We start from the raw sequence: 10,275 nt of genomic DNA, 5'->3' as shown, positions 1-10,275 counted from the left end.
GTGGGCTCGTATTTGTTTTAATGACCCCGGCGGCGCTTGGGTGTTTATGCGCGCAAACAACCACCCGGGCGCAGCACTCAACGTCGATTCAGCCGATTCCGACGGGCGGGCTCCCGACGGCGGGCACCTCGCACGCGTCCGCCCAGCCCCTCACCCGCAGCTGCCTCTGTCCGTCACCCGCCCAGCAGGGTCAGCACGGCCATCACGCGCCGGTGGACGCTCGCGTCGGGGCTCAACCCGAGCTTCGCGAACAGGCGCTGGGTGTGCTTCTCGACGGCGCCCTCGGTGACCACGAGGCGCTCCGCGATCCCGGCGTTGGTGAGGCCCTCGCCCATGAGCTCGAGGACCTCGCGCTCGCGCGGGGTGAGCTCGTCGAGAGGGGAGCGGCGCTGGGAGGCGAGGACCTGCGCGATGACGTCGGGGTCCATGACCACGCCGCCGCCCGCCACCCGCTCGACGGACTCGAGGAAGCGGCCGATGTCGCTCACCCGGTCCTTGAGCAGGTAGCCGGTGGCGGGGGTGCCGGCGCCGATCAGCTCGGCCGCGTAGGCGACGACGACGTACTGGCTGAGCAGCATGATCGGGGCCTCGGGCCAGCTGCGGCGGATCTCGTGGGCGGCGCGCAGACCCTCGTCGCTGTGGCTCGGGGGCATGCGGATGTCCGCGATCACGAGGTCGGGCCGGTGCTCGAGCGCGCGGGCCACGAGCTCCGTGCCGTCGGCCGCGGAGCCCACGACGTCGTGGCCCGCGTCCTCGAGCAGCAGGCGCAGTCCCTCGCGCAGCAGGGCGGAGTCGTCGGCGATCACGAGGCGCACGGGATCACCGCCTCGATCCGGGTGCCCTGCCCGGCAGGGGAGTCGACCTGCAGCGTCCCCTCGAGCGAGGCGACGCGGCCCGCGAGCCCGGCGAGGCCGTGGCCGGCGGAGATGCTCGCGCCTCCGCGGCCGTCGTCGACGATCACGGTGCGGGCGCTGCCCGCCTCGCGGCTCACGCGCACCTGCACGGCGCTCGCCCCGGAGTGCTTGGCGGCGTTCGCGAGGGCCTCGGAGACCACGTAGTAGATGCCGATCTCCACGTGCTCGGGGAGGTCGATCTCCGGGCAGTCGACCGTGGCGGGCACGGGGCACAGGGCGGCGCGCTCGGCGAGGGCCGCCGCGAGGCCCCGGTCCACGAGGATCGGCGGGGCGATCCCGCGGGAGAGCCGCCGCAGGTCCTCGAGGGTCGTGCCCAGCATCTCGCGGGTCTCCGCGAGGATCCTCCGGGATCGTTCGGGGTCCGACGGCGCGAGGCGCTCGGCGCGGGCCAGGTCCATCGTCGCCCGCACGATCCCCTGCTGGGGCCCGTCGTGCAGGTCCCGCTCGAGCCGCCGCAGGGACTCGGACTCCGCGGCGCGCCCGGCGTCGCGGGACTCCTCGGTGCGGGCCAGGCGCTGCTGCTCCTCGAAGCGGGAGCTCAGCAGGCCGTAGCCCACCGCGTGATGGACCGACGTCACGCCCCGGGCGACGGGGTAGGCGGTGAGCAGGAAGAACAGGCCGCCCGCGAACTGCAGCCCCAGGTCGATGCCGGTGGCCAGGGCGCCGTCGAAGCCGAGCAGCTCGCCGAGCCCGTTCATCTCGCCCGCGGGCAGGACGAGGCGCAGGATGATCGAGGCGAGGGGCGCCAGCACCGTCCCCAGGGCTCCTGCGAACCACGCGACCATGACGGGGAACGTGACGGCGCTCAGCAGCAGGTGCACGAGGGTCCACAGGCAGTCCAGCCACGACTGAGGATCCGCGAGCGGGGTGAGCATGCGACGCACCCAGCCGGCGTCGGGCGCCGCGCGCCGGCGCATTGGCCGCGGCAGGGGGCGCTGCAGCAGGACGCGCTGCATGCCCCGCTCGGCGCCCGCGAAGCCCCGGGCGACCATCAGGGCGGCGATGAGGATCGGCAGTCCCACCCAGACCACGACCGTGCCCACACCCACCGCCAGCAGGGTGATGGTCAGGACGAACCCGACGATGCCGAGCACGAAGGCGGGGACCGCGTAGAGGAAGGCGCGCACGATCGTCCCCGCCCAGTGGGCGAGGAAGCCGCGGCGCCGGTCGGCCTCGGGTGCGCGGTCGACGGGCATCGTCGATCCGGTGGTCGAGGCGGGAGCATGCGTCGAGGAGGAGGTCATGGCTCGAGTCTTGTCGTCGGGAGGCGGGAGCCCCATCCTGTCACCCGGCCGATGCGCTGTCGGGCTGGCCCGACGAGGCCCCGATGGGGGACCGATCCGACAGCGACGGAGCCCCGACGGTCGACTCCGCCACAGACGCGCTGGGCGGCCTGGAGGTCCGCCCGGGAGGTCCCTCACGGCACCTAGACTGGGGAGCGACGACCCCAAGCATCCCCAGAGCGAACGTGAGGCAGCGGTGAACTCCGATCACCTGAAGACGTCGGTCCAGGCCATCAACTGGAACCGCATCCCCGACCCGAAGGACAGCGAGGTCTGGGACCGTCTGACCGGGAACTTCTGGCTCCCCGAGAAGGTCCCGATCAGCAACGACATCCAGTCCTGGGGCCGCCTCACCGAGGGCGAGCAGACCCTCACCATGCGCGTCTTCACCGGCCTGACGCTGCTGGACACGGTGCAGGGCACCGTCGGCGCGGTCTCGCTCATCCCCGACGCGGTGACCCCGCACGAGGAGGCGGTGTACACGAACATCGCGTTCATGGAGTCCGTGCACGCGAAGTCGTACTCGCAGATCTTCTCGACCCTCTCGCACACCAAGCAGATCGACGAGGCCTTCCGCTGGAGCGAGCACAACGAGGCGCTGCAGAAGAAGGCCCGGATCGTCATGGGCTACTACCAGGGCGACGACGCGGAGAAGCGGAAGGTCGCCTCGACGCTGCTCGAGTCCTTCCTCTTCTACTCCGGCTTCTACCTGCCCATGTACTGGTCCAGCCACGGCGAGCTGACCAACACGGCCGACGTGATCCGCCTGATCATCCGCGACGAGGCCGTGCACGGCTACTACATCGGCTACAAGTTCCAGAAGGCGATGGAGAAGGCGTCCTCCCAGCGCCAGGAGGAGCTCAAGGACTACACGTTCTCCCTCCTCATGGACCTCTACGACAACGAGGAGGAGTACACCGAGGATCTGTACGACCCGGTCGGCTGGACCGAGGACGTCAAGATGTTCCTGCGCTACAACGCGAACAAGGCGCTCATGAACCTCGGCTACGACCCGCTGTTCCCCCAGGACCAGACCGAGGTCAACCCCGCGATCCTCGCGTCCCTCTCCCCGAACGCCGACGAGAACCACGACTTCTTCTCGGGCTCCGGCTCGAGCTACGTCATGGGCAAGGCCGTCGACACCGAGGACGACGACTGGGACTTCTGATCCGCTGACCGCGCACGTCGTCGGGGATCCCCGCCGACGGCGCGCATGCGAGAGGCCCGGACCTGCACCTTTCTGCAGGTCCGGGCCTCTCGCATCATGGGCACTGGTGCTTTGCGCGCGGGAGGTCCACAGTGGTGCCATGAACACGCAAGAGGCCCTGATCACTGCGGATCTGGCCCGTGCGGCTCGGGCTCTCGCCCAGGTCTCGCTCGCCGATCTCGCCGAGCACACCGACATCGACCTCGAGAGGCTGCGCGCCATCGAGCAGGGGCGGATCCTCGCCACGGCGGAGGAGAGCGGCCTGCTGCACCGCGCCTTCGCGGAATTCGGCGTCGAGCTGCTGCCCGTGGACGAGCACGCCGGCGTGGGCTACGGCGTGCGCCAGAAGTTCAACCCGCGCACCGTCACCCGCATGGAGAACTGGGAGAACGAGGGCGGCCCCGCGGGCGAGGACGACATCTGAGCGGCCCGTATCCTGGGGCGGCCATGACCGCTCCCGCCGCCCACCAGCACCGTCACGAGTCTCCGCTCGTCACCCTGCATCGCGCCGAGGACGACGCCGATGCGGTCCTGCGCGCGCGCATCGCCGAGAGCTGCGGGGTGGAGGAGGCGGCGGTGCATACAGGTCGGCACTGCCCGCGGTGCGGCTCCTCGGCGCACGGCCGGCCCTGGGCCCGCATCGACGCCGCGTCCGACATCCCCGTGAGCATCTCCCGCTCCGGCACGCACCTGGTCACGGCCGTGCGACGCAAGGGTCCGGTGGGCGTGGACATCGAGTCCGTCGCCGCCGTCGACCGGCTGTGGTCGCCTTCCCTCGTGCTGCACCCGAGCGAGCGCGGGCTCGATCGGACGCCGGAGGATCGCGCGCGCCTGTGGGCGGGCAAGGAGGCGGTCCTCAAGGCGCTCGGCGTCGGGCTCGCCCGCGCGATGCCCACGATCGCGCTCGCCGACTTCGACGTCGAGGACCCGCCGGCTCCGCCCGGGCACGTGATCGCCTGCGCGCGGCTGTGATGCCGCGGCGCGGCCGTGCCGGTGATGCCGGCGGCGCCGGCCGCACTCCTGACCGTCGGCGTGCCGCCCGAGGCGCTCCGTCGGCCCCGAGCACTCCGCGCCGGATCAGGCCGGTCGCGGGCACTCCGGCAGCGGCAACGACTCGAGCCATGCCTCGGCGAGGTCCCCGAGCTCCTGCCCGCTCTCGCGCTCCGCGTGCTCGAGCAGCATCGCGGTGGTGACGTTCCCACCGGCGTGCTCGGCGAGGAAGGTGCGCAGGAGCGCGAAGAAGGCGTCGTCGCCCACGCGCATCCGCAGGGCGTGCACGGTGAGGGCGCCGCGCTTGTAGACGCGGTCGTCGAACATGAGCTCGGGCCCAGGATCGGCGAGCAGCAGGTCCTGGGGGAGCTCGGCGAGCAGGGCGTGGTGCTTCTCGACCTCGGCCTGCACGCTGGAGACGCCGGAGTGCTCGGCCCACAGCCACTCGCAGTAGCACGCGAAGCCCTCGTGCAGCCAGATGTCCTTCCACGCGGACAGGGTGACGGCGTTGCCGAACCACTGGTGGGAGAGCTCATGGGCGATCAGGCGCACCGACTCCCAGTCGGTGTCCACGAGGTTCGCGCCGAAGGTCGAGAGGCCCTGCGACTCGAGCGGGATCTCGAGGTCGTCCTCGGTGATCACTGCCGTGTACGAGGCGAACGGGTAGGGCCCGAAGAGCTCGGCGAAGAAGGTGAGCATCTCGCCCTGGCGGGCGAAGGAGCCGAGGAGGTCGTCCGGGGTCGTGCCCAGCGGGACGAGGGTGCGCACGGGGACGTCGGCGCGGGCGATGTCGACGGGGGAGTAGCGGCCGATCTGCACCGTGGCCAGGTACGTGGCCATGGGCACGCGCTGCTGGTAGGTCCACGTGGTGACCGCGCTGCGGCGGCGCGTGCCCTCGAGCTCACCCGCGGCGGCGACCCAGTAGTCCGGCGGGGCGCCCAGCTGCAGCGTGCAGGTCGCCTTGTCGTCGGGCCGGTCGTTGCACGGGAACCACGAGGGCGCCCCGTGGGGCTGCGCGGAGACGATGACGCCGTCGGTCAGCTCCTCCCAGCCGGTCGCGCCGAGCACCCGCGAGGGCACCGGTCGCGGCTTGCCGGAGTACTTCACCCGCACCACGAACTCCTGGTCCGCGGTGATCGGAGTGCGCACGGTGAGCGTGCCGGAGCGGTGGCCGGTCTTCACGGCGCGGCCGTCGACCTGCACCTTCTGGGCGCTCAGGCCGTACAGGTCCAGACGGATCGAGTCCGCGTCCGCGAGGGCGCGGCAGTGCAGCGTCGCCTCGCCCTCGAGCCGATTCGTGTCGACCTTGTAGACGAGGTCGAGGTCGTAGTGCTCGACGCCGAAGGAGCGGTCCCCGTGCCCCGGGACGTAGGGGTCCGCGCCGTCGCCGGCGTGCGCGTGCGCGCTGTGCTCCCTCATGCGCCGATTCCCCTCACGCTGCGTCCCCTCATGCGTCGTCCTCCCACGGTCCGATCGGATTGCCCTGCCAGCGCGTCCCCGCGGGCACGCTCTCACCGCGCATCACCAGGGACACCGGGCCCACGGTCGCATGGCGGTCGATCTGCGCCGCAGGGAGGATCACGCTGCCGGGGCCGAGGGTCGCGCCCTCGGCCACCACGACCGTGTCCATGCTGAGCACGCGGTCGTGGAACAGGTGGGTCTGCACCACGCAGCCGCGGTTGACGGTCGCGCCGTCGCCGAGCTCGACGAGGTCGGTTTCGGGAAGCCAGTACGACTCGCACCAGACGCCGCGGCCGATGCGGGCGCCGAGCGCCCGCAGCCACCAGTTCAGAGCGAGCGTACCGGTCGTGGCGCGCGCGAACCACGGCGCGGCCAGCACCTCGGTGAAGGTGTCGGCAAGCTCATTGCGCCACACGAACGACGTCCACAGCCCGTGCTCGCCCTCGCGATGCCGGCCGACGATCAGCCACTTCGCGACGACCGACACCACCGCGGCGGCGACCGAGCCGGCCAGCAGCACCGGACCGCCCAGCAGCACCGCGGCGCCGAGCCCGTGCCGGTCCACGAGCACGAGCAGGGTCGCGCCGACCGCCGCCCACAGCACCACGGCCAGCAGCATCGGCAGGATCCGGCAGGTCTCGACGATCCCGCGGAACACTCGCAGCCGACGGGAGGGCGCGTACGTGCGGGACTCGTCGGCCTCGCTGCCGGCGCGGCGGAGACGCCGCGGCGGGCTGCCCATCCAGGAGCCGCCGGCCTTCGCCGAGGTCCGACGGGGCGCCGCCGACAGGACCGCGACCAGGGACTTCTTGGGGACCTTGCGTCCCGGGGCGAGCATGCCGGAGTTGCCCACGAAGGCGCGCTTGCCGACCTTCACCCGCTCCACGCGGATCCACCCGCCGCCGAGCTCGTAGGGGCCCACCATGGTGTCGTCGGCCAGGAAGGCGTGGTCGCTGACCTGCACCAGGCTGGGGATGAGCAGCACGGTCGAGGCTTCGACGCCCTTGCCCACGCGCGCCCCGAGGGCGCGCAGCCAGAGCGGTGTGAGCGCACCCGAGTAGAGGGGGAACAGCCAGCTGCGGGCCTCGTCGAGCAGGCGCAGCGTCCCCCAGATCTGCACGCCCGGCAGGGAGCGCACCGGATGGTGGCCGGGACGGATGCCGAGCGCGAAGAGCCGGGTGAGGGCCAGCACCAGCAGGATCAGCACGAGGTAGCCGACGAGTGCGGACAGCGGCAGCCAGGGCAGCGCCGCGAGGACCGCTGCGCCGAAGGTCGGCGCGGAGGCGATCGCGGGGAGAGCCACCGCGGCGCCCGCCATGGCGGCCACGGCGGGCAGGGCCGCGATCACCAGCGCGACCAGCGCGTACACGCCCTGCCAGAGCGGTCCGCGGTGCGGGTGCTCGCTCGACCAGGGGCCGCGGGCGCGGGCCTTCCGACGGGCGGGGGAGCCCGACCAGAACTCGCCCGCGGGGACGTCGCCGAGCACGGCCGATCCCGGGGCGATCTCCGCGTCCCTGCCCACGTGCGCGCAGGGACCCAGGGTGCTGCGGGCGCCGATGCGTGCGCGCTTGCCGATGCGCACCGCGCCGATGTGCAGGGTGTCGCCGTCGATCCAGGTGCCCGCGAGGTCGACCTCCGGCTCGACGGAGGCGCCGACGCCGATGTGCAGCAGGCCGGTGACGGGCGGCAGCGCGTGCAGGTCGGCGTCGCGCCCGATCCTCGCGCCGAGCAGCCGCGCGTAGTACGGGACCCAGGGTGCGCCCGCGAGGCCCTGTGCGCCGAGCTCCTCCTGGAGGCGCTCGGCGCACCACAGGCGCAGGTGCGCGAGGCCTCCGCGGCGGTGGGCGCCGGGCCGCCGGATCCCGGCGAGCAGCAGCCGCGCGAGCAGCGCGGCGAGGGTCATCCGCACGGGCGGGACGAGGAGCACGAGCGCCGCCGGGACGAGCACGCCGAGGGGAGCAGCCGGCGCCCAGGCGACGTCGAGCAGGACGGAGGCGAGGGTCGAGGCGATCATCAGCCAGGTGAGCCAGCGCAGCGCCCCGATGGCGCGCAGCGGCAGCAGCAGGACCAGCTGGGCGGCCTGGAAGGCGCGGCGAAGGGGAAGCGCCTCGTCCTCGTTGCGGGCGCTCGAGGTGCCCATCCCGTCGAGCGCGGCGGCGAGGGAGGCGATCGTGGAGTGCGCGTAGACGTCGGCGACGGCGACCTCCGGGTGCATCTCCCGCAGCCGGCCGACGACCTGCGCGGCCGTCAGCGAGCCGCCTCCCAGGTCGAAGAAGTCGTCGCGCACCGAGGTGGCCCGGGCGCCCAGGACGTCGGACCAGATCTCGGCGATCCAGGCGGCGGTGCCCTCGAGGTCGCGGGTGGAGCCCGGGGCCGACGGCAGGGGCCAGGGCAGGGCGTCGCGGTCGACCTTCCCGGAGGTGCGCGTGGGCATGTCCTCGACGACGGCCAGACGCGGCACGAGCGCGGCGGGCATGCGCTCACGCAGGAGGGCGCGGGCGGAGTCCGCGTCGAAGGTGGCGTCGGCCGTCAGGTACCCGACCAGGAGCTTGTTGCCGGTCTTGGTGGAGCGCACGGCCGCGGCGGCGGAGATCACGCCGGGCAGGCGCAGCAGCTGGTCGTCGATCTCGCCGAGCTCGATGCGGCGGCCGCCGAGCTTGATCTGGTCGTCGGCCCGCCCTGCGAACAGCAGCCCGTCCGGGTCGTTGACCACGCGGTCCCCGGAGCGATAGGCCCGGTCCCAGCCGAGGGTGGGCATGGGCGCGTACTTCTCGGCGTCCTTCGCGGGGTCCAGGTACCGGGCGAGCCCCACGCCGCCGATGATGAGCTCGCCGGTGGCACCCGCCTCGACCGGCTCGCCCTGCTCGTCGACGACGGCGAGGTCCCAGCCGTCCAGGGGGAGGCCGATGCGCACCGGATCGGTGCCGTCGAGCTGTGCGGCGCAGGCGACGACCGTCGCCTCCGTCGGCCCGTAGGAGTTCCAGACCTCCCGGCCGGGGGCCTGGAGGCGCGCGGCGAGCTCGGGCGGACACGCCTCGCCGCCCATGATGAGCAGCCGCACGGCCTCGAGCGAGGAGTCCGGCCACAGGGAGACCAGGGTGGGGACGGTCGAGACGATGGTGACGGAGTTCGCGAGCAGCCAGGGGCCGACATCGACCCCCGAGCGGACCAGCGAGCGCGGCGCCGGGACCAGGCAGGCGCCGTGGCCCCAGGCCAGCCACATCTCCTCGCAGCTCGCGTCGAAGGCGACGGACAGTCCCGCCATCACGCGGTCCCCCGGGCCCAGCGGCGCGTCCTGCAGGAACAGGCGGGACTCGGCGTCGACGAAGGCGGCCGCACTGCGGTGGGAGACGGCCACCCCCTTGGGCTTGCCGGTCGACCCCGAGGTGAAGATGATCCAGGCGTCGTCGCCCGGGGAGGGGTCGACGACCTCACCGGATGCCGAGGGGTCCTCGGCGTGCACCCCCGTCGGGGCGAGCGCGAGGTCGTCGCCGAGCACGGCGGCCACCGCGGACTCCTCGAAGACCACGCGGGCGCGCTCGTCGGGGTCCTCGGCGTCCACGGGGACGTAGGCGGCGCCCGCGAGAAGCGTGCCGAGGATCGCGACGTACAGCTCGGGCGTGCCCGAGGTGATGCGCACGCCCACCCGCGAGCCCGGGCCCACGCCGAGCGCGGCGAGACGGCCCGCGACCCCGGAGGCGGCGGCGTGCAGCTGGGAGTAGGTGAGGGGCTCGAGCCCCGTGTCGATCGCGAGGGCGTCGCCGTGGGCGGCGACGGTCGCGCGGAAGAGATCCACGAGGGTGCGGGGCGCAGGGGCGCGGTCTCCGGCGAGGAGCGCGGGCACAGGGGCTGTCACAGCATGATTGTCGACCATCGACCTGCCGATCCCGGCACCGACGTGAGGGATCAGGGACGCGTGTGACCAGCAGGTGAACAGATGTTCGCCGTCGCGAGGACGGGACATGTCCTAGGGGTCCGGGGCTCCGATGTGGGATCGTGGGTCCTCACAGGGTCCGCATCCGCGGACCGAGAGGAAAGGAGCTTCCCCATGGGTCTCATCGGCCTCATCATCTCCTGGATCATCATCGGTGCCATCATCGGGCTCATCGCCCGGGCCATCCTGCCCGGCAAGCAGGCGATGGGCATCGGGATGACGATCATCCTCGGTGTCATCGGAGCCGTCGTCGGCGGGTTCATCGGCGGCCTCTTCGGCGGCAACGGCATCAACGGCATCATGAACAACCCCTGGAGCATCGGCACGATCCTGCTCTCCGTGGTGGGAGCGATCATCGTGATGGTGGTCTACGGGCTGGTCACCAAGAACCGCGCCTGACCCCGTCCGGTCCCGGCGCCGGGACCCGGCGGAGCATCCCGACCCCGCACCGGAACGACGAGCGCCCGATGCCGCAAGGCATCGGGC

At 72.7% G+C, this 10,275-nt stretch carries 8 protein-coding genes; 4 read left to right on the top strand and 4 right to left on the bottom strand.

Features of this window, described 5'->3' with window-relative positions:
• Nucleotides 1-173: 173 nt before the first annotated feature.
• Together ACFQ53_RS17520 and ACFQ53_RS17515 are read right to left on the bottom strand one after the other, a co-directional pair.
• On the bottom strand, nt 174-815 hold the full coding sequence (locus ACFQ53_RS17520; protein WP_377862214.1) for a response regulator: 642 nt from the start codon (nt 813-815) through the stop codon (nt 174-176).
• Complete coding sequence (locus ACFQ53_RS17515) at nt 803-2,158, bottom strand: sensor histidine kinase (protein ID WP_377862211.1); 1,356 nt, start codon at nt 2,156-2,158, stop codon at nt 803-805. Before ACFQ53_RS17515 ends, ACFQ53_RS17520 begins: the two co-directional genes overlap by 13 nt.
• Nucleotides 2,159-2,393: 235 nt before the next feature.
• Between ACFQ53_RS17515 and nrdF the strand changes: the two genes are divergently transcribed.
• From nrdF to ACFQ53_RS17500, 3 genes are all read left to right on the top strand, one after another.
• Nucleotides 2,394-3,365: a class 1b ribonucleoside-diphosphate reductase subunit beta gene (gene nrdF, locus ACFQ53_RS17510; RefSeq protein ID WP_249480900.1), complete on the top strand. Its 972-nt coding sequence runs from the start codon at nt 2,394-2,396 to the stop codon at nt 3,363-3,365.
• 139 nt (nt 3,366-3,504) lie between these two features.
• Entirely contained in the window at nt 3,505-3,828 is a 324-nt protein-coding gene (locus ACFQ53_RS17505) for a hypothetical protein (protein WP_377862207.1), read from the top strand.
• A gap of 23 nt (nt 3,829-3,851) precedes the next feature.
• Nucleotides 3,852-4,376, top strand: a complete 525-nt coding sequence (locus ACFQ53_RS17500; RefSeq protein WP_377862204.1) for a 4'-phosphopantetheinyl transferase family protein — start codon at nt 3,852-3,854, stop codon at nt 4,374-4,376.
• Nucleotides 4,377-4,481: 105 nt separating this feature from the next.
• On the opposite strand, the gene ACFQ53_RS17495 is transcribed toward ACFQ53_RS17500, so the two are convergent.
• Together ACFQ53_RS17495 and ACFQ53_RS17490 are read right to left on the bottom strand one after the other, a co-directional pair.
• Complete coding sequence (locus ACFQ53_RS17495; protein WP_377862201.1) at nt 4,482-5,813, bottom strand: M1 family metallopeptidase; 1,332 nt, start codon at nt 5,811-5,813, stop codon at nt 4,482-4,484.
• A gap of 28 nt (nt 5,814-5,841) precedes the next feature.
• Nucleotides 5,842-9,729 (bottom strand): Pls/PosA family non-ribosomal peptide synthetase, encoded by a 3,888-nt coding sequence (locus ACFQ53_RS17490; protein WP_377862197.1) that lies wholly within the window; start codon nt 9,727-9,729, stop codon nt 5,842-5,844.
• A gap of 174 nt (nt 9,730-9,903) precedes the next feature.
• Here ACFQ53_RS17490 and ACFQ53_RS17485 point away from each other — a divergent pair, with 174 nt between their 5' ends.
• Nucleotides 9,904-10,188, top strand: coding sequence for a GlsB/YeaQ/YmgE family stress response membrane protein (locus tag ACFQ53_RS17485; RefSeq protein WP_377862194.1), 285 nt, complete (start codon nt 9,904-9,906; stop codon nt 10,186-10,188).
• Nucleotides 10,189-10,275: the final 87 nt, after the last annotated feature.

Source organism: Brachybacterium sp. NPDC056505 (genome assembly GCF_042794925.1).
Classification (GTDB): domain Bacteria; phylum Actinomycetota; class Actinomycetes; order Actinomycetales; family Dermabacteraceae; genus Brachybacterium; species Brachybacterium kimchii.
This window is presented reverse-complemented; position numbering and strand designations above follow the sequence as displayed.

Bases quoted from the DNA above. Each gene is read 5' to 3' on its own strand.
- ACFQ53_RS17490 (WP_377862197.1), bottom strand. From the start codon at position 9,729: ATGGTCGACAATCATGCTGTGACAGCCCCTGTGCCCGCGCTCCTCGCC.
- ACFQ53_RS17495 (WP_377862201.1), bottom strand. From the start codon at position 5,813: ATGAGGGAGCACAGCGCGCACGCGCACGCCGGCGACGGCGCGGACCCC.
- ACFQ53_RS17500 (WP_377862204.1), top strand. From the start codon at position 3,852: ATGACCGCTCCCGCCGCCCACCAGCACCGTCACGAGTCTCCGCTCGTC.
- ACFQ53_RS17515 (WP_377862211.1), bottom strand. From the start codon at position 2,158: ATGACCTCCTCCTCGACGCATGCTCCCGCCTCGACCACCGGATCGACG.
- ACFQ53_RS17505 (WP_377862207.1), top strand. From the start codon at position 3,505: ATGAACACGCAAGAGGCCCTGATCACTGCGGATCTGGCCCGTGCGGCT.
- ACFQ53_RS17485 (WP_377862194.1), top strand. From the start codon at position 9,904: ATGGGTCTCATCGGCCTCATCATCTCCTGGATCATCATCGGTGCCATC.